The sequence below is a fragment of the Granulicatella elegans ATCC 700633 genome (genome assembly GCF_000162475.2).
GTDB lineage: Bacteria > Bacillota > Bacilli > Lactobacillales > Aerococcaceae > Granulicatella > Granulicatella elegans.
In genome coordinates this window covers 882,388-909,107 of record NZ_KI391971.1, presented here as the reverse complement: position 1 = coordinate 909,107, position 26,720 = coordinate 882,388, and the positions used below count along the sequence as shown (strand labels likewise).

Below are 26,720 nucleotides of genomic sequence, written 5' to 3'. Positions count from 1 at the left end.
ATATGAAAAAACTACAAAAAGGAATGCATATTCGAGTATTAAGTCCGTCTTCATCTATTGAAAGAGTCGGAGGATTTGAAGCAAATAGGGCAGCTAAGGAAACGTTAGAAGAGTTAGGATTTAAGGTTAGCTATTCAAAGCATTATTTTGAACACGATTTACTTGATTCTGCAAGTATTCAGAGTCGTGTTGAAGATTTACATGATGCATTTTTGGATCCTACAGTAGATGTCATTTTGGCAACGATTGGTGGATTTAATTCAAATGAACTTCTTCCGTATTTAAACTATGATTTAATTACGAAACATCCTAAAATTATTTGCGGATATTCCGATACGACTGCTATTTTAAATACGATTTATGCAAAAACAGGATTGCTAACGTATATGGGACCATCTTATTCAAGCTTTAAAATGAAGGAACTACAAGAATACCAAACAGCATCATGGCTGAAAGCATTAAGCAATACTCAGTATCAATTAACACCAAGTGAAAAATGGGGCAGTAATGCATGGTATTTACCAGATGCATCAATGACATTTCAACCTACAAAATGGAAAGTATACAACCACGGTAAAGCTACTGCAACTGCAATCGGTGGAAACTTATCAACCTTTTCATTATTAAGAGGAACTCCTTATGCTCCAAAACCAGAAGAGTATGCCTTTTTTATTGAAAAATCAGAAGATGGAGACTATTTTGAATTTGACAGAAATTTGGCAGCATTACTACAAGCTTATCCAAATCCAAAAGCAGTACTAATTGGAAGATTTCCAAAAGAATGCCGTATGACTGAAGAGTTATTATTGTATATATTAGACAAATATCCAGTCTTAAAACAAATCCCGGTGATGTACGACTTAGACTTTGCACATACACAACCATTATTTACGATTACTATTGGAGCAAAAGTAACGGTGGATACAGAGGAAATGTCTATTATTATAGATGAAGAAGGCTTATAAAATATACAGTAAAAGAAACGAAGAAAAGTACAAATTTTACAAAATTTTCAAAAAGCCTTTTCATTATTGTTATAATTTAGTACAATAGCAATGTAGATCAATGAAGGGAGAGAACTTGCATGAGTACAGGTGTATGGATTTTAATCGTCGTTGTAGCTGCCATCTTAGGAGCAATCGGTGGATTCTTTATCGCACGTAAAACAATGATGAATTACTTTCTAGAAAATCCTCCATTTGATGAAAGTATGATTCGTAGTATGATGACTCAAATGGGTCAAAAACCATCCGAACAAAAAGTTCGTCAAATTGCTGCTTCAATGAAAGCACAAGCAAAGAAAAATGCTAAAAAATAATTGAGTAGAAGAGTAGACAATGTCTGCTCTTTTTTTACGTCAAAAAAAGCAAGAATTACCATTGCTACAGTGAGGACGGCAGTAGCCGCTGCGGATCTCATGCCTAAAATTTTAGCCTTGGTCTCAAATTTTCCTCAGTGATAATCATGACCGATTATCACCGCCACTGTAGAATGGTAATTCTTGTTTTTATAAATGGGATTTTGTTCTAACTTATGAAATAGTAGGATAAAGAAAAACCACTCAACAGTGAGTGGTGTCTAAAATAAATCGGAATGTGAACCAGTATCGATTAAAGTTAAAGTTAAAATATCATTTTCTATAAGATAAATAAGTAGCCAATCCGGTTTAATATGACATTCATAATAACCAGTATAATCGCCTATTAACATATGATTACGATATTTCGGTTCAAGTGGAATCCCTTGACTTAGTTGATAGATAACTTCTTCTAGTAATGAAATATCATAACCACGTTTCTTCATCAACTTATAACTTTTTTTAAACTTATTTGTAAATTTTAATTTATACATGATTATTCTTCTTCCAATGCTTTAAAAAGTTCATTTATGCTTGAGTAACCTTGAACATTTGGATCTCTGGAGATTCTTTTAGCTTCTTCCATTGCTCCCAAAGTTTCTTCATTATATTTTGGAACTTCAACTGAAAAAGGTAAGCCACCTCTTAATAAACATTGACGTAAAAAAATATTTACTGCACTAGACATATCTAGACCGAGTCTAGAGAATAGAGCATTTGCATCTTCTTTAATTGTAGTATCAATTCTAATTTGAGTTGGACTTGTTGCCATATTGATTACCTCCTAATTTTCTTTTATTATATTACAAATGGTATACATTGTAAACTTATTTGAGTTATTCTAGAACCTAATTAGATGAAATAGTATTAAGTATTAAATTTACGAATAACCATCAAGAAACGCAATATACGCCCTATAAAAAGCAAGAACTCCACTCTACAGTGGCAGTAATAATCAGACATGATTATTACAAAGGAAAATTTGAGACCAAGGCTCAAATTTTAGGCATGAGACCCGAAGGGGCTGCTGCCGTCCTCACTGTAAGAGTGGAGATTCTTGCTTTTAATTCATTAGAAGTCAATTCCTATTTACGTTTCTTCTCAGGAATCACGTACACAAAGTTAGGATTGATTTCTTTATCCAATTCATCGAATTTTTGAATTAATAATTCATCATATTGCGCTAATTCTTCCTTAGATAAACGTCCCTCTGGTAAATGGATTGGTTCCCCAATTTTTACAAACATCTTTTGACGTTTCAAAATGTTCATAAAAGTAAAAGGTCCCTGATAAACAATCGGTACAATCGGAACTTTTGCCATACGAGCAATTGTTACAGCCCCACCTTTCATTTCATTAGAGTAACGAGTACCCGTTGGAAAAATCACTAAAGCTTTCTGATGTTCCTTAATCTGAGTCACCGGATGCTTAATTGCACTCGGACCAGGTTTCTCACGATTCACCGGAAAGGCACCTAACTGACGGATGAACCATGCAAAAGGTTTCGGCTTAAACAATTCTTGCTTCGCCATCAACACTAAAGACTTAGGATAAACCGCAATCGCAATTAGTACCGGATCTAACCATGAACGATGTGGAGCAACAATTACATACCCAGAATCCTTTGGTAGATTCTCCAATCCCGTCACTTTCGTAAATCCATTTAAAAGAATAATCAATAAACGAACAATAAATATAGTAATTTTATAAATCATATGAAACTCCTTAAAAGTTGATTACTCAAACAGTATGAAGTAGAAAGGGATATTTTGCAAGATTTTCGATAAATATTTTACAAAAAATCTTAAAGAAATCTTATAAATAAAGAACTTTGACAAAAAAATCATAAAAATGAAAACGTTCATAAAACTCGATTAAAGATTGATTACACAAGAAGCGTTGTGATAGAAAACGGTTTATTATATAATGTTTACATGAATAATTACTAGTAGTTATGAAATGATCATGAATTAAGAGACGTCTTAACGGTTATGATTATTTCAAATTTTTGTGTGGCAAAAGCCCTGAGAGAGAAAAGGAGAATGACAAAATGGCAATTCCAAATTTACAAGTTGCATTAGACCATTTACGTATCGAAGATGCGTTAAAAGATGCACTTGCTGTTGGTAGTGAAGTAGACATTATCGAAGCTGGTACAATTTTAATCTTGAATGAAGGGGACAAAGCAATTAAATGCTTACGTAATGTATTCCCTGATAAAGTTGTCATTGCAGATACAAAATGTGCCGATGCTGGATCAACAGTTGCTAAAAACTGTAAAGATGCTGGTGCCGACTGGATGACTGTCATTTGCTGTGCTACCATTCCTACTATGAAAGCTGCTCAAAAAGAAATTGGCACTTTACAAGTAGAATTATATGGTGACTGGACATTTGAACAAGCAGAGCAATGGCGTGAAGCTGGTATCGACCAAGTAATCTATCACCAAAGTCGTGACGCTCTATTCGCTGGAGCAACTTGGACAGAAAGTGATTTGAACAAAATCAAACGTTTAATTGAGATGGGATTCAAAGTTTCTGCAACTGGAGGATTAACAAAAGATACATTGAAAGTATTCGAAGGTATCGATATTTATACATTCATTGCTGGACGTGGAATTTACGCTACAGAAAATCCTGCACAATCAGCTCGTGAATTTAAAGAAGAAATTAGAAGAATTTGGGGCTAATCTCAAGGAAGGAAAGAAAGAATAATGGCAAACATTAAAGATGTAACAAAAGAATCATGGATTCTATCAACATTCCCAGAATGGGGTACATGGTTAAACGAAGAAATCGAACGTGAGGAAGTTAAACCAGGAACATTCGCTATGTGGTGGTTAGGATGTACAGGTATCTGGTTAAAATCAGAAAAAAATACTAATATCCTATGTGACTTATGGTGTGGAACTGGTAAACGTAGCCACGGAAACGGAAAAATGAAAACTGGACACCAAATGCAACGTATGAGCGGTTGCCAAAACTTACAACCAAACTTACGTACACAACCATTTGTTATCGATCCATTTGAAGTGAAAAATGTAGATGCTTTAGTAGTAACTCACATTCACTCAGACCACTTAGATATCAATACAGCTGCAGCAGTTGCTAACAACTGTCCAGAAGCTAAATTCGTTGGACCACAAGAAGTAGTAAACACTTGGTTAGGTTGGGGAGTTCCAGCTGAACGTACAATCGTTGTACATCCAGGAGACTCAGTGAAAATTAAAGACATTGAAATCGTTGCTTTAGAAGCATTTGACCGTACAGCTTTAGTAACTGCTAAAGATGGCGAAGTATTAAAAGGTAAAATGCCTCAAGATATGGACGAAATCGCAGTTAACTACTTATTCAAAACAAGTGGTGGTAACTTATACCATGCTGGTGACTCTCACTACTCAAACATGTTTGCTAAACATGGTAACGAACATGAAATCGATGTGTGCTTAGGAGCATACGGTGAAAACCCTCGTGGTATCACAGATAAAGTAACTTCAGTTGATATGTTACGTATGGCTGAATCATTAAACGCTAAAGTTGTTATTCCAGTTCACTATGATATCTGGGCTAACTTCCAAGCAGATCCTAAAGAAATTACAGAAATCTGGAAATTCAAAAAAGATCGCTTAGAATATAAATTCAAACCATTCATTTGGCAAGTAGGTGGTAAATACACTTACCCAACAGATAAAGATAAATTAGAATTTAACTTCTACCGTGGATTTGACGACGTATTCTCAGTAGAAAACGACGTACCATTCCCATCATTCTTATAATATAAACATCTGATTGACCGTTACTACGGTAACGGTCAAATCTTAAAAAATGGATGTATACGATTTCTTAACTAAATCGTCAAAAAGGAGTTTTATCAGTGTTAAAAGAAATTATTCAAAACAATCGTTTTAGTTTCCAAAAAGGTTTTTCTTCTTGGGAAGATGCGATTCGCACAGCGTGTCAACCATTGTTAGACCAAAACATTATTACAGCTGACTATCCAGGTTACATTATTAATAATGTTCACGAATTTGGTCCATACATTGTAATCGCACCAGAAATTTGCATTCCACATGCACAAGAAGGAAAAGGTGTTAACGAAACAGCGGTTGCCTTCATGAATGTTGAAGAAGCTGTTGACTTCGGTCCAGCTGCTGAATACAAACCACATTTATTCTTTGTATTAGCATCAACAGATAATGAAAAACATTTAGAGAATTTATCAGAACTTGTAACATTAGTAGAAGATGAAAACATTATCAATGCTTTTGTTAATGCTCGTTCAAAAGAAGATTTAGAAAATATTTTACAAGGATTAGGTGAATAATATGGAATTCTTATTTGGCTTTTGGCAATTTTTCTATTCAAACATTTTTACTAAACCACAATACTTTGTAGGTTTAATCGTTTTAGTAGGTTACTTATTATTAGGCCGTAAATGGTATGACGCATTAGCTGGTTTTATTAAAGCAGTTGTTGGTTATATGATTTTAAACGTAGCAGCTGGTGGATTAGTTTCAAACTTCCGTCCAGTATTAGCAGCTTTAGGTGACCGTTTCGGTTTACAAGCAGCAGTTATCGACCCATATTTTGGTCAAGCAGCAGCAGAAGCAGCTTTAAAACAAGCTGGTCATGCAACTGGTTTAACAGTACAAGTACTTTTAGTAGCATTCTTAACTAACTTAGCACTTGTAATTTTCCGTAAATTAACTAAAGTACGTACTGTTTTCATCACTGGTCACATCATGGTACAACAATCAGCTACAGCTACTTGGTTAATGGCATTAGCTTTAGGTGACAATGTACAACAATTACAATTTGTTGTTTTATTGGGTATCGTTTTAGGGGTTTATTGGGCAGTAGCAGCTAACTTAACTGTAGAAGCAACTCAAGAATTAACTGAAGGTGGCGGATTTGCAATTGGTCACCAACAAATGTTCGGGGTTTGGTTAGTAGATAAATTCGCACACAAATTCTCAGGTAAAAACGACAAGAAAATTGAAGATTTAGAATTACCAGGATTTTTATCAATCTTTAAAGAATCAATCGTAGCAACTTCTATCTTAATGGTAGTATTCTTCGGAGCTATCTTATTAGTATTAGGTAAAGATTACTTAGTAAGCGTAAACGGTCAAGAAATCGTAGTGATGGCTTCTAAATTCAAAATGGCTACATTAAAAGAAGGCGACAACTTCTTCTTCTATATTTTACAAATTGCTTTAACATTTACAGTGTATGTACAAATTTTACAATTAGGGGTTCGTTTATTCGTTGCTGAGTTATCAGAAGCGTTCCAAGGTATCTCTAACAAATTATTACCAGGTTCTATGCCAGCCGTTGACTGTGCTGCTGTATACGGATTTGGTTCTCCAAACGCAGTAACAATCGGTTTCTTATTCGGGGTTTTAGGACAAGTAATCGCAATCTTAGGATTAATCGTGTTCAAATCTCCAGTATTAATTATCACAGGTTTCGTTCCTGTATTCTTCGACAACGCAACATTTGCAGTATATGCTAACCACAAAGGTGGTTTACGTGCTGCTTCAATTATGTCATTCTTATCAGGTGTTATCCAAGTTTTAGGTGGAGCAATCGCAGCTGGAGCATTCGGATTAGCAGCATTCGGTGGATGGCATGGTAACTTCGACTGGGATACAGTTTGGGTTGGATTTGGATTCTTAATGCAACACTTCCAATACATTGGTTTAGGTATTGTATTAGTTATTCTTTTAGCAATCCCTCAATTACAATACAGCCGTAACAAAGAACATTATTTCTTAATCGCTGAAGATTACGAAACATATTTAGAAAACAAACAAGCTTAATCTATTTTAAGTGATTATATTTTATAGTAAAATAGATGACGGGTAAGATTGACTTACCCGTTATCAAATTCTAAAGGAGAGATATCAATGAAAGTATTAGCAGCATGTGGAAGTGGAATGGGATCAAGCCAAATTATTAAAATGAAATTAACAAACGTATTCCGTAAATTAAATATTCCGTTGGAAGTTCATCACTGTGCAGTATCAGAAGCAAAATCATCAGCTAAAAGCTATGACATGGTAGTTGTTTCTTCAGCATTATTAGAAATTTTTGATGGATTAGACTTACCAAACACTAAAATCGTTGGTTTACAAAACTTATTATCAGAAAAAGAAATGACTGAAAAAATTTCAGCAGCTTTAGAGCTTTAATTAAAAAGGAGTCTTTTTATCATGGCATATGAAGCGTTAAAACAACGTGTTCTTGAAGCAAACTTATTATTACCAAAACATAATTTAGTATTATTCACTTGGGGTAATGTTTCAGAATACGACCGTGAAGCTGGCGTTATCGCTATTAAACCTTCAGGGGTAGATTATGATGTAATGAAAGCAGAAGATATCGTTATTGTAGATATCAATGGAAATAAAGTTGAAGGAGCATTAAAACCTTCTTCTGACTTAGATACTCACTTAGAAATTTACCGTAATTTCCCAGATGTTAAAGGGGTAGTTCATACTCACTCAACTTGGGCAACTACAATGGCTCAAAACGGCCAAGAAATTCCTGCATTCGGTACAACACAAGGGGATTACTTCTACGGAACAATCCCATGTACTCGTGCGATGACTGATGCAGAAATTAAAGGTGCTTATGAGTTAGAAACAGGTAAAGTGATCGTTGAAACATTTAAAGATAAAGATCCTAATGCAATTCCTGGTGTATTAGTATTTAACCACGGACCATTTGCATGGGGTAAAGATGCTTTTGATGCTGTTCACAACATTACTGTTTTAGAACAAGTCGCAAATATGGCTTGGCATAACTTAGTATTAAATCCAAACTTACAACCAATGTCTCAAACAATTTTAGACAAGCACTATTTACGTAAACATGGTGCGAATGCATACTATGGACAAGGGTAGGAGTTAAGCATGTACGAATTAGGATTATATGAAAAATCAATGCCAAACACATTATCATTCAAAGAAAAGTTAGAAACGGTTAAAGCAACTGGATTCGACTTTTTAGAAATGAGTGTGGATGAAACTGATGAAAAATTAGCTCGTTTAGAGTGGACGAAAGAAGAACGTCTTGAACTTGTTAAAACAATGTACGAAACTGGCGTTTCAATTCGTTCAATGTGTTTAAGTGGACACCGTAAATATCCATTTGGATCACATGACGCATCTGTACGTGAACGTAGTATGGAAATCATGGAAAAAGCCATTGAATTATCGGACGATTTAGGAATTCGTGTCATTCAATTAGCTGGTTATGATGTATACTATGAAGAAGGGGATGCAGATACATTAGAATTCTTTATTGATAACTTGAAAAAAGCTACTTTATTAGCAGCTCAAAAAGGAATCATTTTAGGATTCGAAACAATGGAAACTCCATTTATGAATACAGTGGAAAAATCAATGCGTTTTGTAAACTTAGTAGATTCACCTTATTTACAAGTTTATCCAGATTCAGGAAACTTAAAAAATGCTTCTTTAGAACCTGGCGCGAAAAATGTTTATGAAGATATTGAATTAGGGAAAGGTCATATTGTGGCTGCTCACTTAAAAGAAACAATTCCTGGACATTATCGTGAAATTCCTTTTGGAACTGGACAAATTGATTTCAAGAAAATGGTGGATACTTTCTTATCAATTGGTGTTCGTCGTTTCACTGGCGAATTCTGGTATGTTGGACAAGAAAACTGGTTAGAGGATATTCATTTCGCTAACAAATTCTTACGTTCATATTTCCCAGAAAAATAATTGAAGAATTTTATGTAACATCCTTAGAGTGTCTAGGGATGTTTTTTAGTACGTATAAGTGAATGAATAGATTATACCTCCCTGGGTTGTTGCAGCGCCGCCAGCAGCCTCGCTTGCGAGTCTCATGGCTAAAATTCGAGCCTGTAGTCTCGAATTTTGCGGGAATATATATTTATATATATTCTTTTTGCAACTGAGGAAGGTATAATCTAGTCATTCACTTTAAATATTTATGTCATTTATTGTATTAGAATACATATTTTACGTACGGATTCAGAATACATAGAAAATACTCTATAGTAATAAAAGCAATATAAGTAGCGTTAGCTATTTTTATTACAGGGAAACTTTGATACCTAGGCTCAAAGTTTAGCCAGCAACCTTGCTGATATATCAACAGTATTTTCTATGTATACTGAATCCTATTGTTTTTTCTATTCTAACAGTTATAATTAATTTAATGATGATACGAAAAAGAGGGGAGTGATTTTTTTGTATTCTTATATGCAAAAGTGTATTGATAAAAATTTTAAACCAGTTACGAAGGACGATTTGATTCATAAATTTTCCCAGTTAGGAATTAAACGTGGAGATACTTTATTAGTTCATGCTTCTTTGTCTTCATTAGGGTATGTGGTTGGTGGAGCTGAAGCTTTATATTTGGCGTTAAGAGAAGTAATAGGTATTGAAGGAACGATTGTAGTTCCGTCTCAAACGGTTGAAATATCAGATCCTGCTAGTTGGCAGTATCCTCCAGTTCCAGATGAATGGCATGATGTCATTCGTGATGCTATGCCTGCATATTCAAAGGAGTTATCGTATAGTAAAGCGATGGGAGCTTTTAGTCAATTTATTGGAATTTTACCTGATTCCATTCGAAGTAATCATCCTATGTATTCTTTTACGGCGATAGGAGAGAAGGCTAGTGAAATTATTGGACAGGATTCTTTGGATTTTCCATTTGGAGACAAATCACCATTAGGAAGAATGTATTCAATAAGTGCTAAAGTATTAATGATTGGCACTGATTTTGAAACGAATACTTCACTCCATTTAGCGGAAAATCGATTGAATAGAGAAGTCATTCATGAAAAAAGTAAAATTTTAACGAAAGATGGAGAAAAATGGATATCGCTTAAAAATATTGAATTAGATATTTACGATGACTATTTAGAAGTTCAAAAGAATTTTATGGAACAGTATACTGTTAATCATATTTCAATTAACGACAGTAATGTTTATTTATTCGATATGAAAGAATGTGTAGATTTTGCGGAACACTATTATCAATTAAAAGAATGAGAAAAGCTATTTGACGTACAGATTCAGAATAACATAGAAAATACTCTATAGTAGCAATTGCAGGGAAACTTTGAGACCTAGGCTCAAAGTTTAGCCATGAGACAGCTTTAGCTGGCTGCTGGCGACCTTGCTACAATGTCTACAGTATTTTCAATGTATTCTGAAGAAGTTAAGGGGAAAAATACCTTTTCAAATCATCACGAAAATAACCGAACGTCATAAATTAAAACGTTCGGTTATTTTTATATTTTTTGATATATAATTTGTTTCATTATTTATTAGTTATTTATTATTCATGCTTTCATACATTTATTGTTCGTATTTTACACGTTTACACTGTTTGAAAATGAATTATTTTTATGAAAATGTAGCTAAAAATGTATTTTTCAAGTAAAAACTCTTGTAATTATCGTTCGTATTTTGTATGATTGTACTTGAGGTTGAGAGTTCAATCTTGTAGAAAACATATCTTAGGGGGATATATTTTATGAAGAAGTCTTTTTGGTCAAAATTAGTACTTGGAGTATCAGCAGCAGCTTTACTTGCAGCTTGTTCAAGTCAATCTAGTGATTCAGGTTCTAAAGGTAATGGATCTAAAACAATTGATACTTTAAAAGTTGCATTTGTACCTTCTCGTGATCCAGAAGCGATTGTAACTGCTACTGAACCATTAAAAGAATTATTGAAGAAACAATTAGCTGATGAAGGTTATACAGTTAATAATGTTGAAATCAATGTTGGAACAAGCTTTGATGCAGTAGGGGAAGCTTTAGCATCAGGTACTGCAGATGTGGGATTCATTCCTGGTGGTACTTATGTATTATTTGACAAAGAGGTAGACGTATTATTAACAGCAACTCGTTCTGGTTTAGAAAAGAATTCAACTAATCCAAAAGATTGGAATGATGGAAAAGAATCTAAACGTTCTAATGAACAAGTTACTTCTTATAAAGGCTTAGTAATTGCTGGGCCAACAGAAAAAGGGAAAGCTATTGCTGAAAAAGTGAATAGTGGTCAAGACATTTCATGGGATGATTTAAATTCAGCAAACTGGGGAGTTTTAGGAACTTCTTCTTCTTCAGGATATATTTATCCTACATTATGGCTACAAGATAAATTTGGTAAAAATATTTCAGATTTACAAAATGTTGTTCAATCTGATTCTTATGCTTCATCTGCAGCTCGTTTAGCTTCAGGACAAATTGATATTATGGTTGGATATGCTGACTTACGTTCTGACTATGCTAAAAAATGGTCAAGTGAATATGGACGTTCAGATGAAATTTGGAAAGAAACAAATGTTATTGGTGTAACTCCAGATATTTATAACGATACAATTTCAGTAAGTAAATCTTCTCCAATTGTAGACGACGCATTCAAAGAAGCTTTTGCTAACGCAATGATCAAACTAGCTGGAACAGATGAAGGTAAAGAAGTCATTAAGATTTACTCTCATTCAGGATATAAGAAAGCTAATGCATCTGATTACGATAAAGAACGTGAAGCTCAAAAAGTTCTTAAAAAATTAAAATCAGGTAACTAAGGAAAGAAATGATGATCAAATGAGGGTTAGGAGCGAATCCTGACCCTTTTTTTGAGAAAGAGGACAGATATGATTAAATTTGAAAATGTTTCAAAAACCTATCCAAATGGAGTTAAAGGGTTAAAAAATATTAATTTAGAAATTGAACAAGGTGAATTTGTTTCAATTATTGGTTTATCAGGAGCTGGTAAATCAACTTTAATTCGTACTATCAATCGTATGATTGAAATTACTGAAGGAACTTTAACCGTTGATGGTACAAATGTATCTTCATTAAAAGGAAAATCTCTTCGTAAATTCCGTAGAAATAAAGTAGGGATGATTTTCCAATCATTTAATTTAGTAACAAGAACAACGGTTATTAAAAACGTATTAACTTCAATTGTTCCGGATATTCCATTTCTTCGTTCATTATTTGGAATTTATACAAAAGAAGAAAAATTACACGCCTTAGAGGCTTTAGATAAAGTAGGGATTGTAGATAAAGCCTTTATCCGTGCTGACCAATTATCTGGTGGACAACAACAACGTGTTGCATTAGCTAGAACTTTAGCACAAAATCCTGAAATTATTTTAGCAGATGAACCTGTTGCGGCATTAGACCCTATTACTGCTAAGCGTGTAATGGAAGACTTTAGAAAGATTAACCAAGATTTAAATATTTCTATTTTACTTAATATTCACCATGTGGAATTAGCTTTAGAATATGCAGATCGCATTATTGGTATTCGTGATGGAGAAATTGTTTATGATGGTCCAAGTAGCCAAGTAACAAAAGAAGTGTTAGATTTAATCTATAAAGGAAAGGCGGAGGAGTTACATGAAGGATAATAAACTCTTCGCTTCAAAAGAATTTACATTAAAAAATGGTACAACTGTTACTGAGCCAAAATCAAAAGCTATTTTTGTTGTCATTGGTTTGTTAATTGCAATGTATTTTTCAGCTAAAATTACTGGGTTTAATCTACATACCATTTTAACACGTGGTGTTCAATTTTTTGTTATTATTGGTCGTATGTTTCCACCTGCCTGGGAATATTCAAGTAATATTTGGCAACCATTAATTGACACGATTAAAATGTCATTATTAGGATCATTATTAGGATCAATTTTAGTAATTCCATTTGCCATTGTAGCTTCTAGTAATATTGTTAAAAATAAATGGATTATTAGTTTAAGTCGTTTATTTTTAAGTGTGGTTCGTACATTACCAACTCTTGTAACAGCCTTAATTGCAACTTATATCTTTGGATTAGGAACAATGGCTGGTACATTTGCGATTGCAACTTATACTTTTGCTTACTGTGGTAAACAATTATATGAACAAATTGAAACTGTAGATATGGGAGCTTTTGAAGCAGCTGAAGCTTTAGGAGCAACAAAAGGTCAAGCATTTACAAGTGCAATTATTCCTCAAATTTTACCAACTTACTTAGCAAGTTCATTATATTGCTTTGAAGGTAATGTTCGTTATGCATCTATTTTAGGATATGTAGGTGCCGGTGGTATCGGGATTATTTTAAATGAGAACCTTGGTTGGCGTGAATATGGTAATGTAGGGATGATTTTAGTAACATTATTCTTTACTGTAGTCATTATTGAATCAGTAAGTTACTACTTACGTACGAAATTAACATAGAAGGGGAGTTAAACACATGAATGAAGCAGTATTAAAACAATATGAAAAAGCTCCTCGTACATGGATTGTTCAATTAGGCGTTTTATTCTTATTCATTATCATTTTTGCATGGTCTGGATCAACGATTGAATTAAGTAAAATTCCAGAAAATGGATTACAAATTTCTCAAAGTATTTTACAAGGGATTGTAACTCCTGAAACATCCTTATTGTTAAACTTTACAACGAAAGGTGTTCCATATTTATTATTAGAAACAATTGCAATTGCATTTCTAGGAACATTAGTAGGAGCAATTTTAGCAATTCCATTTTCATTTATTTCAGCAACAAATATTGTACCAAAGCCAGTTGCAATTATTGGACGTACAGCAATTATGGCTATTCGTACGGTTCCAACTTTAATTTACGGATTAATGTTTATTCGTGTAACAGGTCCTGGTGCCTTTACAGGGTTGCTTACAATGTCTGTAGCATCGATTGGGATGATTTCTAAATTATATATCGAAGCTATTGAAGATTTGGATTACAAGATTTTGGAATCATTAGATGCTAGTGGATGTAATTTCTATCAAAAAATTCGTTTTGGGATTTTGCCACAATTAATTCCGGCATTCATTTCAACAGTAATTTATCGTTTTGATATGAACTTAAGAGATGCGACTGTTTTAGGGATGGTAGGTGCCGGTGGTATCGGTGCTCCGTTAATCTTTGCTATGACAGCTTATAAATGGCATGAAGTAGGGGCTATCCTATGCGGATTAATCGTCTTAGTATTAGTCATTGAATACTTATCAACGAAAATTCGTACTCATTTAGCACGTGGGTAAATTAAAAAAGCATGAGGGTTTATCCTTCATGCTTTTTTTCTACTTTTGAAAACATTTTATGAAACAATGGAGCTAATGCATATCCCATTAACGAAATTCCAATAATTCCCATGAAATATAAGACCGTTTCTTGGAAAATACTAAATCCGATTAAAATAACTGGAATTGCCAGAATAGCAACAGCTTCCTTTAAAGAAATAAAAATAAATAAATATCCATCACGAATATAACTCTTAATCGTACCAAAATATTGTGTTCTTGCTAACGAAATTAACATTGCTGTGATCGTCATACATAGAAATAAAAAGAAAATTATCGCTAACATCATGCAAAAAATATTTTGAAAACTATACCAAAATTGAATCACATATACAGTCGCTGCAATGATTGCTGTATAAATTAAAGAGACAGCAACACGTACAAAGAATAAATGTTTTAATTCGTTCCAAAATGTTTTCACTAAATAACCATCTTCATTTTCGGAAAACTTCATCATTGTATAAAACAAAGCCGCCAAAACAGGTCCAATCGTAACAATAGGAATACTAATTACAATCACTAATAAGTTCAACAAAATAAAATCCGCCAACATCGTAGCAAATCTCCAAAAAGGACTTTCCTCATTAAATTTCATCCAAAACCATCCTTTAACTATATAAAATACAAAATACATTATACGATTAAGCCCCAAATTAAGCAAGTTATCGTATGGAAGTTCATATCATATAATTAAAACACAATAGATAACATTCTAGACTTCTAACGTAAAAAGTAAGAAAATATTTTATGCAGTATTTGTAGTTACTTAACGTAAAAAGGAAGAAATAAATTGATACAGTAGCTAAAGTAAAAGAATCAGATAGGATTCTTTTACAGGGAAACTTTGAGACCAAGGCTCAAAGTTTAGCCATGAGACTCGCAAAGCGAGGCTGCTGGCGACCTAGCTACAGTCAATCAATTATTTCGAACGATATATAGGTTTACATAATATATATTAAAGAAAGTTTCATATCAAGAATCCTACCATCTAAAACAATTCCTCCTCCACAATCCAAACCAAACATAAAAGGACGCTCCTCACGAACGTCCTTCTATCCATTATTCAACATTAGAAATATCTATCGATTGACCAATCGATAATAAACATAACATACGTTTAGTAACTTTCTTTTGATAACTTGTTTCTAATGCCTCAGCATATAAATTTAATTGCTGTTTATACTTATCGACGACTTTTTGGATACCTTTTTGTGTTGGTACCACATGATCCGTTTTATAATCAAATAAGATAATCTCATCATCTAATTCCACAAATCCATCAATAATCCCGTGTATCAACATCGAATCTTCATTATCTGGTAAATGTTTAAAGATACGTTTTGCTGTTACAACGTGTGAAAATGCTTGTTCACGGTTTAATAATGCTTGATGTTCCTGTATCCATTGACCAAATTCACTTTGGAAGAAATGATATACTTGGTCAACTGGAATAACTGCAGCAACTTCTTTTTCTAAAAATTGCGTCTCAACTAATTGCTGAATTGTTTCTTGAATAAATTCTGGTGTAATTTCCTTCGTTAAGTCTAATTTTTGCATTAATAAATGTAAACCGCTTCCACGTTCTGCAGCTGAAACTTTTTGTTTAGACTCAATAAAGCTAGGTTTTGCTAATTCAGATGTTAAATAAACATATTGTTGTACATTTTTTTCTGTTTCTTGAGTTTGTTCTTCCAACTGAGGTAGTTGTTTTACATCTGGTTCTTCATTCATTCGTTTAATTTCAGATACACTTTGATAACTTGCTGTAGTGGATGCTAACAAATAAGGATACGTTTGTTTTAAATCTTCTAATAAATTTGATAAATTTTTAACCGGTTTTCCTTCTACTTGCTTTTGTAACCACTCTACTTCATTAATAGAAGTCGTTTCAGTCTCTTGAATCCAATTGAGTGCATTCTGTTTAATTTGTTCAAAGTCAATGACTTCTTGATGGAAGGAAACTTTCTCTTGCTTTCTCATTGTAGCCATTAAAATCCACGTTAAATAATTATCGACATGATAACGAAGAGAATATGGTAATGTTTCATCATCAATATCTTCTATCATCGAATGTTCTTCTTTAAATTTGTCGAAATCTTTTAAAGAACCGACAATAATGAGTTTTTCACGTGCACGAGTCATTGCTACGTACAATTTTCTCATTTCTTCAGAAAGTAATTTATTTTTTTCTGCTTTATAGGCCATTACATATGGAATGGTTGTCCATTGAATTCTTTCAGGAAGTTGTAAATATTTCACTCCGACACCTAATTCATCACTACGAATGGCTTGTTGGCGAATATCTTGCTGATTGAATTTCTTTCCAGCATTCATTAAAAATACTACTGGATATTCTAATCCCTTACTTGCATGAATTGTCATCACACGAACTGCATCTTCTTCGTCAGAAATTTGTGTAGGTTCTTCTAGATCTTGTTTTTTATGTTGCATTTGTTGAATAAATCGAACAAAGTTACGTAATCCTTTAAAGCTAGAATCTTCGAAATCTTTCGCATATTTATACAAAGCATGTAAATTCAAGACACGTTGCTGTCCAACAGATTGCCCATGAACATATGTTAAATAGTTCGTATCCATATAAATTTGCCAAATAAGCGTACTAATAGATTGATGGTTCGCAATATCTCGCCAAGATTCTAACTGATCTAAGAATGATTTTATACGTTCTTTCAATTGCTGTTGTTGAGAACTATCATAATAATTCACTTCTTCTAATGTAAAATGCTCCACAAAATGAACGCAAGCTTCGTAAAACGAACAAGATTTATTGTTTTTACGAATATGAGCTAATGCTATTTCATCTAATCCAACGATTCCTGAACGTAATACTGAAACAAATGGAATATCTTGGGTAGGATTATCAATAATTTTTAGTGCAGACATCATAATGGCAATTTCTGTTCGTTTAAAATATTGAAGATTTTTTTGTACTAAAACAGGAATTTGATATTGAGTAAATATTTCTTCAATTAATCCATTATTAGCCTTTGTTGGCGCTAAAATAACAATATCTTTATATTGTATTGGTCGTTTTTTCGGGTTTTCCTTTGTACTTTCTTCATGCATTATTTCAAATTGATTTGCCATCAATTCTTTAATCTTACCCGCAATAAAATGGACTTCAGCACTAGCTGAACTATCAATCGGACTTTCCGATTCCAATCCAGAAGATTCTTCTTCCTCTTCTTCTAGATTAGCATTTTGAATAATATAGCATTCGCTAAATTTATCTGTATCATCTGAATAATTTAAGTTTCCAGTTTTTAAAGCAGCTGAATCATCATAATCAATTTGACCTAATTCATGGTCCATAATCTGTCTAAAAATTAAATTTGTAAAGGATAATACTTGATCTCTAGAACGGAAGTTTTCAGCTAAAATAATTCGTTTTCCGCCATTTTCATCTGCATAAGCTTCATATTTATCTCTAAATAATGATGGATCTGCTAAACGGAATGCATATATCGATTGTTTCACATCTCCTACCATGAAGAGATTATTCTCCCTAGCAACACTTGTTAAAATGGCCTCTTGAACTCGGTTTACGTCTTGGTATTCATCGATTAAAACTTCAGTAAATAGTTCTTTATAATATTTTTTAGCGATAAGGACTCCATTTTTCTCAGTAGAAAGAATGGATAATGTATCATGTTCTAAGTCAGAGAAATCAATTTTATTTGAAGTTTTCTTTTCTAATTGGAAAGCTTCATAAAATTTCAATACAACTTGAGATAAATGTAACATCATTGGATAAATATTTCTTAAATGCTTCATTTGCACTTCAGGTGACTCGAAAAATGCTGTTGCTAATACTTGATCTTCCCAATGTTTCTTCAGGCTATCTCTTTTACGTTTAATGGCCTGTACTGCTTCTCTATCTGTAGTTTCATCTTTTTTAGGAACAGTTGGGAAACGGTCAAAACTTACTCCCTGCGCTAATGTGTATGCTGCTGTGTAATTACCACTTGCAAATGCTGTATATACTTCCTGAATTTTTTGGGCATCAGCTTCAACTACGTCTTTACACTTTTCAAATCCAGTTACTTCAGCTAATTTAATTAATTCATCATAGGCAGAAACTAAATACTTTAATTCTTCGACAATATAAGGTGCAAATTGATCCTTTATAATAGGAATTTCACCATATTCATCCTTTGTTTCATATAAATCCGCTAAAGAAGAAATCCATTGTTTTGGATTTGGTTTTGAACGTGAAAAATCATATAGTTGATAAACTAATGTTGTAAATCCATCATCATTACGATCACTAGAAAAATAGCGCATTAAACCATCCATCCAAGAATGTTCTTCTAATAATTCATCTTGTATGTTTCGCCATACTTTTTCTTTTAATAAAGTCCCCTCTACTTCATTTAATAGTGAAAATACAGGGTCTAACTGACTTAAATAGAAATAACGACGAATGACTTTCATACAGAAACTATGAATGGTAGAAATCGTAGCATTTGGTAATAAACTTAGTTGTTTGATATACATATGCTTTTTAGTAATATCTGTTTCTTTTGTAATAGCTTTTTCTAAATTAGTACGCAGACGTTCTTTCATTTCTTTTGCAGCAGCTTCAGTAAAAGTCACAATTAATAAAGAATCAATATTAACGCCATCTTCTATATATCCCATAATTCGGTCAACTAATACTTTAGTTTTTCCTGATCCGGCAGAAGCAGAAACTAATAAATTATCGCCTCTTTGCCAAATTGCTTGCCATTGTTCAGGAGTTGCTTGTACACCCTCTGGTTTTACTGGTATCATAGATTATTCCTCCTTTCCGTCAATTTTATTTCTCATCCAAGTTAAGTTTTCTTGAAGAGGCATTTTCGTTAAAAATTGATAGTTATTTTCTGGATTCGTTGCATCAAACATTGAAATTGCACTGAATTTTCCATTCACTGAATCTGCATATTCTTTTAATTCATCAAATGGAGCAATTTGATTTTCTCCATTTAAAATTCTTTCTCCAGCAGTTTTCAATTGATAGAAAGCAAAGTCCATTAATAAATTAATATCATCAGGAGCATAGACTTGGCTAGTTGCCTTGTATTCTCCATCTTTCTTAACGCCAAATGGCAATACAATAGAGTCTCCTGCTTCAAAATCAGGTTGAACTTGTTGCAGAACGCCTAAATCATTCGTTAATAATCCAGATAATTTATATTTTTTCAGACGAGTTTCTTCAAAATCTGCATCTGATTTCAGATCTTTAGCGTTAAAGCTTGGTTGAAAAACATGCATATATAATCCACCATAAGGCGTCACTGTTTTCTTGAATTGGTCAGAAACAATGTTTCTAGCAACTGATAAATACGTTAATAGTTGCAATTGAATTCCATAACGTAATCGATTGATATCAAATTTTTGTGCTGAGGATTTATAATCGACAATTCCTAAATGATAACCCTTTTCGGTTTCTAAAAGGTCTATACGGTCAATTTTCCCACGAATAAATAACGATTGAGTATCGTTCAATGGGATTTCAATTTTCTTATCAGATTTTGCTCCAAAAACAACTTCTGTTTTCCATGGTGTTACTTGTAATTGTTGTAATTGCAATAATGCTGCTGATAATGTTTGTCGAATCGTATCTTGTAGTAGTACTTTTGTCCAATTCATTCTTGGTGTAGCATTTAAAATTTGGAATCTTGCATCATCATTCATAGAGTCGAAAATTTCTTTTAATACTTTTTCTGTTGTAGCTGCATCTATAGCACGAATATCCAATTTCAATTCATGAACTTTGCGAATGAACTGGTCAAATGTTTCATGGAAATATTCCCCAGATCCAGCAGCCGTTAATTCGAACTCTCTACGCTCTCGTACATTTAACCCATATTGTAAGAAATGACTAAATGGATCCTTATAAAAGGTTTCAACTTGAGAAGTTGATAAGTATAAATGATTTCCGTATAATTCAGCAGCCAATTCTTTTGGTAATTGCTTTGCAATATTTAAATGGAATACACTGTCCACTAATGTATGATACTCCTGTTGGAAATCTTTATCCTGTCTTAATAAATGAGGTAAAGCAATCCAAATAGATGGAATATCTTCTTCTTTTGAAAATTTATACTGACGAAGTTTTTGTAATAAAGTCGTAAATAATTCATGAATCGTTACAAACTCGCCCTGTTCAAATCGTTCTTGTTGCTTTTGATTCCCATCTTGGGTAGTAATCTCATATTGATTTAAAATACGTTCTACAAAACTAGATGATTTTAATTTAGCGCCTTTATCTGTATGATGCATTGATAAGTATAACTTTTCAGTTGCTGAAGTTAACACTTTATAAAATAAAAATGGCTCTACTGATTGTTTTTGAATGGTTGTTGGATGTAGGAAACGACCACTATCTAATTTACTTAATAAATACTCTCTTTCTTCATCTGTCATTAGCCCACTCTCCTCTTCCATTCGAGGAAGGACGCCTTGCGATAAACCAATCGCAAAAGTAACCTTTTTAGGAGAATAACGAACAGAATCGATTCCCGTACAGGTTAATTGGTCTAAAGTAGAAGGAGCCATATTATAGTGTGTATGTTCGAATCCAGTATGTAATAATAATTGGAAGATTTCCCAATCAAACGGTTCATCTCCAAAAATATAAACATACTCCTCTAATAATTTTAAAAATTCATTCCATACTTGATCTTGTCTACGAGCTGTCTGGATATCCCCAATATTGGCAGCATGATTTCTCCAATATAAGAATGCTTCCGTTACACCAATTTTTTCTAATAATTGATATAGAAGAGTTATCGCTTCTTTTGTTGTCTCAACTTTATCCAATTTTTTATAAAATGGTTCTAATAAAGAGACGATTTGTTCTCGTAGTTCTTGTGCTTGTGTTAATTGTTGATGGACTAGAACTTCTCTGCTACTTAAGCTATCTTCATCAATGTTTTCAACTTGATAATTCCATGTTTTTCTTGAAATCCAATCTTTTCCTTCATAGCCTTGAGCTAGTATAATCGTTTCAGTTTCATCTAATTTTTGACGATAGTGAATCAAAGCATCTCTTAGCGTAACTTCTTCATCATGCTTATTCTCTAAATTTGCTCGATTTAAGGGCCAGAAACAATATTCACTTCTTAATAGGTTCATTATGTTATGATAACGCCAAAAATGCTTCTGGATAGCAAAAATCGCATCTAGTACTTGAATGAGTGGATGATGCTCCATTGTATCGGATAAATCCATGAAATAAGGAATTTGATACGTTTCTAATAAAGGTTGTAAGAGTGTTTGTTGTTCTTCTAAATTTCTCGATAAAATTTGAATATCTTGGTAACGATATTTACCACTATCGACTAAGGTTTTAATCGTTGCTAATGTTTCTTGGATTTCTTGACGTTCATCTTCATAAGTCGTCCACTGTAAATCTTCAATTTTTCTTGATGTACGATTAGAAGAAGTTTCAAGTCCTCCACTTGTTTCTAGCCAATATTGTTCGAGTTCTAAAAAGTCGGGATGATAAGCGCAATTCTCTTCGTTTAATTCTTTTAAAACTGGTTTACTTTCATCAATCATTAACCAATTTAGTAAACGAGAAACTAATTGACGATTGGAATCAAATAAACTAGATTCTAGTTTTTCTTTTGGTTTAAAAGCATCTGTTGTTGCAGTAGTATAGAACTCTACTCCTCCGCACGATTTCACTAAAGCATCAATTACTTCTAATTCCATCGCATTTAAGTGATACGATTGATCAATTACGACATAAGTATTAGATAAATCCTTCAATGAAATTTCTTGTGCTAATATTTTTAATAAATCTTCCGATTGAACAAAATCTTGTTTTAAATAATCTAAATAATGTTTATAAATGATGCCAAATTCTTTCAAACGTTGATCAATTTCTTCATAAGAATCCTGTTCGAACCACCCAGAGAAATCCTCTATTTCGATTCCTCCTAAACGAAATTCTTGCATAACAGCAGATAAACGTTCAATAAATCCTTTATGACGAGATTCCTTATTAAATAACACTAATTCATCTTGATATTCAGATAATATTTTTTGTAAAATCATACAAATTCCAACCTTGGATAAAGAAGGACGTTGAAGTGCAGCATGATCTCTTAAAAAATACCAGGCCAATCGCTTAAAACTATAAACTTGCATTTTCGTTACTGCATATGAATTTTGTGGTTGTTGCAATAATTGCCCCACTTGTTGAATCATTTCTAATTCAGCAGAAAACTTAATATGATCTGGTACAAGATAAATAACTTGATTCATGTTAGATTGTTTTAACCAATCTGCAATTTTTCTAGATATTTGCGAAACTTTCGCACTTGTTTCTTTTGTAAGAATGACTTCGAAACTCATAAGAACCTCCAATCGTTTATTCCCTTTAACTTAACCATATAACGATGAATTTGTAAACAAAAATAAAACGATTTTTCTACTTGTAGCGTCGTACTACGAAAGAAAAATCGTTTTTAAAATTTAAGGATAAAGTTAAAATTTTTACCCAACTAATTGTTCTAAAATGTCTGGACGGAAACCAAAGAATGGTTCAATTCCATCGGCTACAACAACTGGTAATGATTGGAAACCTAATGCTTTCACTTCTTCTAAAGCCTCTTCTGATTCAAAAACATCTTTAACCACAAATGGTACTTGATTATCCTCAAAAAATTGTTTTGTAAAGTTACATTGCATACAATTTGGTTTTGAATATAGTGTAATTTGACGATTTGACATAAACATCTCTCCCTTTTGTTTCATACAGGTAGTATGATACCTCATATTAGAGGGAAATACAATATATTGTGCTTAATTTTTTTATTTTATTTTTCATAACACAATATATTGGGATAGAACTGTTGTAGTATAAGTCGTCTAAACCTTGATATAAAGGCAAAAACAGTTTTAAAACAGAGTAAATATAAAAAAGCTAAGCACTATATTTTGTACTTAGCTTTTCTTAGTTATTCATGATCTGAAATTTTAATTCTTTTAATAGTTGCAGCAAAGATAGCAAGTCCAATAGAAGCAAATATCACTAGTACCTTTTTATCATGGTAAAAGATGTTAAAAATTATAAACAAATAAATTACATATAAAACTGCCAATAAAATACTTGTCTTTTTCATAACCCTATCCCCTAACAATTATCTTGATAAAATTATATCATAAATGAGACGGATTAGTATACGCTTGGGTCAAATCCACGGTTTGTTACATATCCATCTTTTTCCCAAATATTTTTCTTTTTCTGCTTCGTTTGTTCTTCTACTTTTTGTAAATCTTTTAATAGCGTTGTATTCGGTGGATGAGCATATCCTACTCTAGCTAAACTTTCTTCTACTAAGGTTTGTTGTAATAATTTTCCATCTAAATATACATACATTAAAGCACGTCCATATTTATCTGTATAATCACCAACATCAAATTTACCTTCAACTTTTTTAGCCTTTTTCAATAATTCTTCTGTTTTTTGTTTTGCTTGATCTGCAAATGGTTGAGCAGTCTTTCCTTCTTTAGCTGTTTCTGGCGTATCAATTAGCAATAAACGAATTTTAAACTCTTTTCCATCTAATCGAACGTGGAATGTATCTCCATCCGCTACTTTACCAACTTGAAGAGTATACATTTTTGATTTGTCATATCCAGAAAAATCTACACTACTTTCTACTTGTGTTTGGTTAGTATTCGATTTATTAGAAGTTTTCTTCTGATTCTTCGAGAACAAACCAAGTCCAGAAATAATGAGGATAATTGCTAATATCGCTAACTTAACCAATAGAAATTGTTGTTTTTTCGTTAATTTCATAAAATCTCCTTTCAACGATTCAAAAAATAAGTGACAACAAATCTATTAAGATTACTAAGATCTGTTGTCACTTGATGAATTATACTTCTAATAATTCTTTTTCTTTCACTTGTGCTAAATGATCAATGTTTTTAACACTGTCATCCGTTAATTTTTGAATATCTTTTTCATATCCACGTAAATCATCTTCAGTGATTTCTTTATTTTTTTCAGCTTTCTTTAAGTGCTCAATAGCATCACGACGAATATTACGAACACTAACTTTAGCGCCTTCTGCTTCTTTTCCTACTTGTTTTGCTAATTCTTTACGACGTTCTTCCGTTAATTGTGGAATGACTAAACGAACAACACTACCATCATTTGTTGGAGTAATGCCAATATCTGACATTAAAATTGCACGTTCAATATCTTGTAAACTTGATTTGTCATAAGGTGTAATTAAAAGCATACGAGCTTCAGGAACCGTTACAGAAGCTAATTGGTTTACTGGAGTTGGAACTCCATAATACTCAACTTGCAGGCGATCTAAAAGACTTGCATTCGCACGACCAGCACGAATTCCGCCTAATTCGCGTTGAAGCGCATCTTCAGTTTTTTTCATACGTTCTTTAGCATTTGCAATAATTTCAGTTGCTGTCATATTATTTCCCCCTTACAGTTGTACCGATATTTTCACCAAGAACAACTCGACGAATATTTCCATTTTCATTTAAATTGAAGACAACTAATGGAATATCATTATCCATTGATAATGAACTTGCAGTAGTATCCATTACTTTTAGTCCTTTTTGAATGACATCTAAATGTGTTAATTCATTAAATTTAATCGCATTTGTATCAATGCGAGGATCCGCACTATAAACACCATCAACATTATTTTTAGCCATTAAAATAGCATCTGCTTCAATTTCAGCAGCGCGTAATGCAGCGGCAGTATCTGTTGAGAAGTATGGGTTACCAGTTCCCCCAGCAAAAATTACAACACGTTCTTTTTCTAAGTTTCTAATCGCTTTACGACGAATGTAAGGTTCAGCAATTTGACGCATTTCGATTGAAGTTTGAACACGTGTAGGAACTCCAATGTTTTCTAATGCATCTTGCAATGCTAATGCATTCATCACTGTTGCAAGCATCCCCATATAGTCTGCTTGAGCACGTTCCATACCTACTTCTTCTCCTGTTACACCACGCCAAATATTTCCGCCACCAACAACGATTGCAATTTGAACGCCAAGATCATGAACTTCTTTAATTTCTTTAACAATTTCCTTAATAGTTGGAGGATTAATACCAAAACCTGTTTGGCCTGCTAATGCTTCTCCACTTAATTTTAATACCACACGTTTATATTTAGGTTCAACCATTGTAAGGACTCCTCTTCTTATACATTTCCTAGTGAATTTAGTCTAAAAAAAAGGGGAATAGAGGGCAGCTTCCTACCTTATTCCCCACTAATTGAAATCAATTATTTTTTAACTTGTCCCATTACTTCTTCAACGAAGTTGTCAACACGTTTTTCTAAACCTTCACCAACTTCATAACGGTGGAATAATTTAACTTTACCACCTTTAGAAGCAGCATATTTAGCAACTGTTGTATCTGGATCTTTAACGAATGGTTGGTCATTCAAGCTGATTTCAGCTAAGAATTTATTTAAACGTCCAGCAATCATTTTTTCAACGATATTAGCTGGTTTACCTTCGTTTAATGCTTGTTCTGTAAGAACTTTTTTCTCATGTTCTAATTCATCAGCAGAAACTTCTGAACGGTCAACATATTTAGGATTGATTGCTGCAACGTGCATAGCAATGTCTTTAGCAGCATCTGCATCTGTAGAACCTTCTAATACAGTTAACACACCGATACGTCCGCCCATGTGTAAGTATGCACCGAATGCATCTGCATCAGATTTTTCAACGATTTCAAAACGACGTAATGAAATTTTTTCTCCGATAACTGTAGTTGCTTCAGCAATTACGTCAGAAACTTTACCTTCTGGAGTAACGATTTCTAAAGCAGCTTCTAAGTTAGCTGGTTTGTTAGCTAAAATTACTTCTGATAATTTTGCTACTAATGCTTGGAATTTGTCGTTTTTAGCAACGAAGTCTGTTTCAGCATTTACTTCTAATACAACTGCAACGTTTCCATCTACTAATACGTTTGTAATACCTTCTGCAGCGATACGGTCAGCTTTTTTTGCTGCTTTTGCTAAACCATTTTCACGTAAATAGTCAACAGCTGCATCGATATCTCCTTCAGTTTGAACTAATGCTTTTTTAGCATCCATCATCCCTACGCCAGTCATGTCACGTAGTTGTTTTACTAATTGTGCTGAAATTTGTGCCATTTCAATTTCCTCCTAAATGTTATAAATTTACAAAAATTATTTTTTAAAAAAAGCTGTTTGGATGAAAGATTTCTTTTCCGATTCCAAACAGCCTACT

At 33.1% G+C, this 26,720-nt stretch carries 26 protein-coding genes; 14 read left to right on the top strand and 12 right to left on the bottom strand.

What is annotated here, in order from left to right; genetic code table 11:
* Positions 1–2 precede the first annotated feature (2 nt).
* Positions 3–965: a S66 family peptidase gene (locus HMPREF0446_RS04290; protein ID WP_006702632.1), complete on the top strand. Its 963-nt coding sequence runs from the start codon at positions 3–5 to the stop codon at positions 963–965.
* Between the two features lie 119 nt (positions 966–1,084).
* On the top strand, positions 1,085–1,318 hold the full coding sequence (locus HMPREF0446_RS04285) for a YneF family protein (RefSeq protein WP_006702633.1): 234 nt from the start codon (positions 1,085–1,087) through the stop codon (positions 1,316–1,318).
* 260 nt (positions 1,319–1,578) lie between these two features.
* Here the strand turns inward: HMPREF0446_RS04285 and HMPREF0446_RS04280 are convergent, their stop codons facing one another.
* The 3 genes from HMPREF0446_RS04280 to HMPREF0446_RS04270 form a co-directional block, all read right to left on the bottom strand.
* Complete coding sequence (locus tag HMPREF0446_RS04280; RefSeq protein ID WP_006702634.1) at positions 1,579–1,851, bottom strand: type II toxin-antitoxin system YafQ family toxin; 273 nt, start codon at positions 1,849–1,851, stop codon at positions 1,579–1,581.
* 2 nt (positions 1,852–1,853) lie between these two features.
* A complete protein-coding gene (locus tag HMPREF0446_RS04275) occupies positions 1,854–2,129 on the bottom strand; it encodes a type II toxin-antitoxin system RelB/DinJ family antitoxin (protein ID WP_006702635.1) in 276 nt (91 codons plus the stop codon).
* 313 nt (positions 2,130–2,442) lie between these two features.
* Positions 2,443–3,072: a lysophospholipid acyltransferase family protein gene (locus HMPREF0446_RS04270; protein ID WP_006702636.1), complete on the bottom strand. Its 630-nt coding sequence runs from the start codon at positions 3,070–3,072 to the stop codon at positions 2,443–2,445.
* A gap of 335 nt (positions 3,073–3,407) precedes the next feature.
* Here HMPREF0446_RS04270 and HMPREF0446_RS04265 point away from each other — a divergent pair, with 335 nt between their 5' ends.
* From HMPREF0446_RS04265 to phnE (HMPREF0446_RS04210), 12 genes are all read left to right on the top strand, one after another.
* Positions 3,408–4,046 (top strand): 3-keto-L-gulonate-6-phosphate decarboxylase UlaD, encoded by a 639-nt coding sequence (locus HMPREF0446_RS04265; RefSeq protein WP_006702637.1) that lies wholly within the window; start codon positions 3,408–3,410, stop codon positions 4,044–4,046.
* A 24-nt stretch (positions 4,047–4,070) separates the two neighbouring features.
* Positions 4,071–5,132 (top strand): L-ascorbate 6-phosphate lactonase, encoded by a 1,062-nt coding sequence (ulaG, locus tag HMPREF0446_RS04260; protein ID WP_006702638.1) that lies wholly within the window; start codon positions 4,071–4,073, stop codon positions 5,130–5,132.
* A gap of 98 nt (positions 5,133–5,230) precedes the next feature.
* Positions 5,231–5,680 (top strand): PTS sugar transporter subunit IIA, encoded by a 450-nt coding sequence (locus HMPREF0446_RS04255; protein WP_006702639.1) that lies wholly within the window; start codon positions 5,231–5,233, stop codon positions 5,678–5,680.
* 1 nt (position 5,681) lies between these two features.
* A complete protein-coding gene (locus tag HMPREF0446_RS04250) occupies positions 5,682–7,178 on the top strand; it encodes a PTS ascorbate transporter subunit IIC (protein WP_020991357.1) in 1,497 nt (498 codons plus the stop codon).
* Between the two features lie 87 nt (positions 7,179–7,265).
* Positions 7,266–7,550 carry a PTS sugar transporter subunit IIB gene (locus HMPREF0446_RS04245; RefSeq protein ID WP_006702641.1) on the top strand — a complete coding sequence of 95 codons (285 nt, stop codon included), beginning with the start codon at positions 7,266–7,268 and terminating at the stop codon, positions 7,548–7,550.
* A 21-nt stretch (positions 7,551–7,571) separates the two neighbouring features.
* Positions 7,572–8,264, top strand: a complete 693-nt coding sequence (locus HMPREF0446_RS04240) for an L-ribulose-5-phosphate 4-epimerase (protein ID WP_006702642.1) — start codon at positions 7,572–7,574, stop codon at positions 8,262–8,264.
* 9 nt (positions 8,265–8,273) lie between these two features.
* Complete coding sequence (locus HMPREF0446_RS04235) at positions 8,274–9,110, top strand: L-ribulose-5-phosphate 3-epimerase (RefSeq protein WP_006702643.1); 837 nt, start codon at positions 8,274–8,276, stop codon at positions 9,108–9,110.
* Positions 9,111–9,593: 483 nt separating this feature from the next.
* Positions 9,594–10,412, top strand: coding sequence for an aminoglycoside N(3)-acetyltransferase (locus HMPREF0446_RS04230; protein ID WP_006702644.1), 819 nt, complete (start codon positions 9,594–9,596; stop codon positions 10,410–10,412).
* Between the two features lie 487 nt (positions 10,413–10,899).
* Positions 10,900–11,955, top strand: a complete 1,056-nt coding sequence (locus HMPREF0446_RS04225) for a phosphate/phosphite/phosphonate ABC transporter substrate-binding protein (protein ID WP_006702645.1) — start codon at positions 10,900–10,902, stop codon at positions 11,953–11,955.
* Between the two features lie 69 nt (positions 11,956–12,024).
* Entirely contained in the window at positions 12,025–12,786 is a 762-nt protein-coding gene (gene phnC / locus HMPREF0446_RS04220) for a phosphonate ABC transporter ATP-binding protein (protein ID WP_006702646.1), read from the top strand.
* Positions 12,776–13,594 (top strand): phosphonate ABC transporter, permease protein PhnE, encoded by an 819-nt coding sequence (gene phnE, locus HMPREF0446_RS04215; RefSeq protein ID WP_006702647.1) that lies wholly within the window; start codon positions 12,776–12,778, stop codon positions 13,592–13,594. The genes phnC and phnE (HMPREF0446_RS04215) overlap by 11 nt, the downstream gene beginning before the upstream one ends.
* Before the next feature lie 16 nt (positions 13,595–13,610).
* A complete protein-coding gene (phnE, locus tag HMPREF0446_RS04210; RefSeq protein WP_006702648.1) occupies positions 13,611–14,420 on the top strand; it encodes a phosphonate ABC transporter, permease protein PhnE in 810 nt (269 codons plus the stop codon).
* Positions 14,421–14,439: 19 nt separating this feature from the next.
* Here phnE (HMPREF0446_RS04210) and HMPREF0446_RS04205 read toward each other — a convergent pair whose 3' ends face one another.
* The 9 genes from HMPREF0446_RS04205 to tsf all read right to left on the bottom strand — a co-directional run bounded on the left by HMPREF0446_RS04205 (position 14,440) and on the right by tsf (position 26,623).
* On the bottom strand, positions 14,440–15,054 hold the full coding sequence (locus HMPREF0446_RS04205) for a DUF624 domain-containing protein (RefSeq protein ID WP_006702649.1): 615 nt from the start codon (positions 15,052–15,054) through the stop codon (positions 14,440–14,442).
* A gap of 464 nt (positions 15,055–15,518) precedes the next feature.
* Positions 15,519–19,253, bottom strand: coding sequence for a helicase-exonuclease AddAB subunit AddA (gene addA / locus HMPREF0446_RS04200; protein WP_006702650.1), 3,735 nt, complete (start codon positions 19,251–19,253; stop codon positions 15,519–15,521).
* A gap of 3 nt (positions 19,254–19,256) precedes the next feature.
* The gene (locus HMPREF0446_RS04195; protein WP_006702651.1) at positions 19,257–22,826 is read right to left on the bottom strand and encodes a PD-(D/E)XK nuclease family protein; all 3,570 of its coding nucleotides are present in this window, start codon (positions 22,824–22,826) and stop codon (positions 19,257–19,259) included.
* Between the two features lie 141 nt (positions 22,827–22,967).
* Positions 22,968–23,204, bottom strand: coding sequence for a glutaredoxin-like protein NrdH (nrdH, locus tag HMPREF0446_RS04190; RefSeq protein ID WP_006702652.1), 237 nt, complete (start codon positions 23,202–23,204; stop codon positions 22,968–22,970).
* A gap of 227 nt (positions 23,205–23,431) precedes the next feature.
* Positions 23,432–23,596, bottom strand: a complete 165-nt coding sequence (locus HMPREF0446_RS08465) for a hypothetical protein (protein ID WP_006702653.1) — start codon at positions 23,594–23,596, stop codon at positions 23,432–23,434.
* Between the two features lie 53 nt (positions 23,597–23,649).
* Positions 23,650–24,276, bottom strand: coding sequence for a thermonuclease family protein (locus HMPREF0446_RS04185; RefSeq protein ID WP_020991355.1), 627 nt, complete (start codon positions 24,274–24,276; stop codon positions 23,650–23,652).
* A gap of 79 nt (positions 24,277–24,355) precedes the next feature.
* Entirely contained in the window at positions 24,356–24,916 is a 561-nt protein-coding gene (frr, locus tag HMPREF0446_RS04180) for a ribosome recycling factor (protein WP_006702655.1), read from the bottom strand.
* Position 24,917: 1 nt separating this feature from the next.
* Entirely contained in the window at positions 24,918–25,640 is a 723-nt protein-coding gene (gene pyrH, locus HMPREF0446_RS04175; RefSeq protein WP_006702656.1) for a UMP kinase, read from the bottom strand.
* A 101-nt stretch (positions 25,641–25,741) separates the two neighbouring features.
* Positions 25,742–26,623: a translation elongation factor Ts gene (tsf, locus tag HMPREF0446_RS04170; RefSeq protein WP_006702657.1), complete on the bottom strand. Its 882-nt coding sequence runs from the start codon at positions 26,621–26,623 to the stop codon at positions 25,742–25,744.
* Positions 26,624–26,720: the final 97 nt, after the last annotated feature.

What these genes read in the sequence shown, in the direction of transcription:
- HMPREF0446_RS04265 (WP_006702637.1), top strand. Translation starts at nt 3,408, where the DNA reads ATGGCAATTCCAAATTTACAAGTTGCATTAGACCATTTACGTATCGAA.
- HMPREF0446_RS04195 (WP_006702651.1), bottom strand. Translation starts at nt 22,826, where the DNA reads ATGAGTTTCGAAGTCATTCTTACAAAAGAAACAAGTGCGAAAGTTTCG.
- HMPREF0446_RS04290 (WP_006702632.1), top strand. Translation starts at nt 3, where the DNA reads ATGAAAAAACTACAAAAAGGAATGCATATTCGAGTATTAAGTCCGTCT.
- HMPREF0446_RS08465 (WP_006702653.1), bottom strand. Translation starts at nt 23,596, where the DNA reads ATGAAAAAGACAAGTATTTTATTGGCAGTTTTATATGTAATTTATTTG.
- ulaG (WP_006702638.1), top strand. Translation starts at nt 4,071, where the DNA reads ATGGCAAACATTAAAGATGTAACAAAAGAATCATGGATTCTATCAACA.
- HMPREF0446_RS04280 (WP_006702634.1), bottom strand. Translation starts at nt 1,851, where the DNA reads ATGTATAAATTAAAATTTACAAATAAGTTTAAAAAAAGTTATAAGTTG.
- HMPREF0446_RS04285 (WP_006702633.1), top strand. Translation starts at nt 1,085, where the DNA reads ATGAGTACAGGTGTATGGATTTTAATCGTCGTTGTAGCTGCCATCTTA.
- frr (WP_006702655.1), bottom strand. Translation starts at nt 24,916, where the DNA reads ATGACAGCAACTGAAATTATTGCAAATGCTAAAGAACGTATGAAAAAA.
- HMPREF0446_RS04245 (WP_006702641.1), top strand. Translation starts at nt 7,266, where the DNA reads ATGAAAGTATTAGCAGCATGTGGAAGTGGAATGGGATCAAGCCAAATT.
- HMPREF0446_RS04185 (WP_020991355.1), bottom strand. Translation starts at nt 24,276, where the DNA reads ATGAAATTAACGAAAAAACAACAATTTCTATTGGTTAAGTTAGCGATA.
- HMPREF0446_RS04275 (WP_006702635.1), bottom strand. Translation starts at nt 2,129, where the DNA reads ATGGCAACAAGTCCAACTCAAATTAGAATTGATACTACAATTAAAGAA.
- addA (WP_006702650.1), bottom strand. Translation starts at nt 19,253, where the DNA reads ATGATACCAGTAAAACCAGAGGGTGTACAAGCAACTCCTGAACAATGG.
- HMPREF0446_RS04240 (WP_006702642.1), top strand. Translation starts at nt 7,572, where the DNA reads ATGGCATATGAAGCGTTAAAACAACGTGTTCTTGAAGCAAACTTATTA.
- pyrH (WP_006702656.1), bottom strand. Translation starts at nt 25,640, where the DNA reads ATGGTTGAACCTAAATATAAACGTGTGGTATTAAAATTAAGTGGAGAA.
- tsf (WP_006702657.1), bottom strand. Translation starts at nt 26,623, where the DNA reads ATGGCACAAATTTCAGCACAATTAGTAAAACAACTACGTGACATGACT.
- HMPREF0446_RS04250 (WP_020991357.1), top strand. Translation starts at nt 5,682, where the DNA reads ATGGAATTCTTATTTGGCTTTTGGCAATTTTTCTATTCAAACATTTTT.
- phnE (WP_006702648.1), top strand. Translation starts at nt 13,611, where the DNA reads ATGAATGAAGCAGTATTAAAACAATATGAAAAAGCTCCTCGTACATGG.
- HMPREF0446_RS04235 (WP_006702643.1), top strand. Translation starts at nt 8,274, where the DNA reads ATGTACGAATTAGGATTATATGAAAAATCAATGCCAAACACATTATCA.
- nrdH (WP_006702652.1), bottom strand. Translation starts at nt 23,204, where the DNA reads ATGTCAAATCGTCAAATTACACTATATTCAAAACCAAATTGTATGCAA.
- phnE (WP_006702647.1), top strand. Translation starts at nt 12,776, where the DNA reads ATGAAGGATAATAAACTCTTCGCTTCAAAAGAATTTACATTAAAAAAT.
- phnC (WP_006702646.1), top strand. Translation starts at nt 12,025, where the DNA reads ATGATTAAATTTGAAAATGTTTCAAAAACCTATCCAAATGGAGTTAAA.
- HMPREF0446_RS04225 (WP_006702645.1), top strand. Translation starts at nt 10,900, where the DNA reads ATGAAGAAGTCTTTTTGGTCAAAATTAGTACTTGGAGTATCAGCAGCA.
- HMPREF0446_RS04205 (WP_006702649.1), bottom strand. Translation starts at nt 15,054, where the DNA reads ATGAAATTTAATGAGGAAAGTCCTTTTTGGAGATTTGCTACGATGTTG.
- HMPREF0446_RS04270 (WP_006702636.1), bottom strand. Translation starts at nt 3,072, where the DNA reads ATGATTTATAAAATTACTATATTTATTGTTCGTTTATTGATTATTCTT.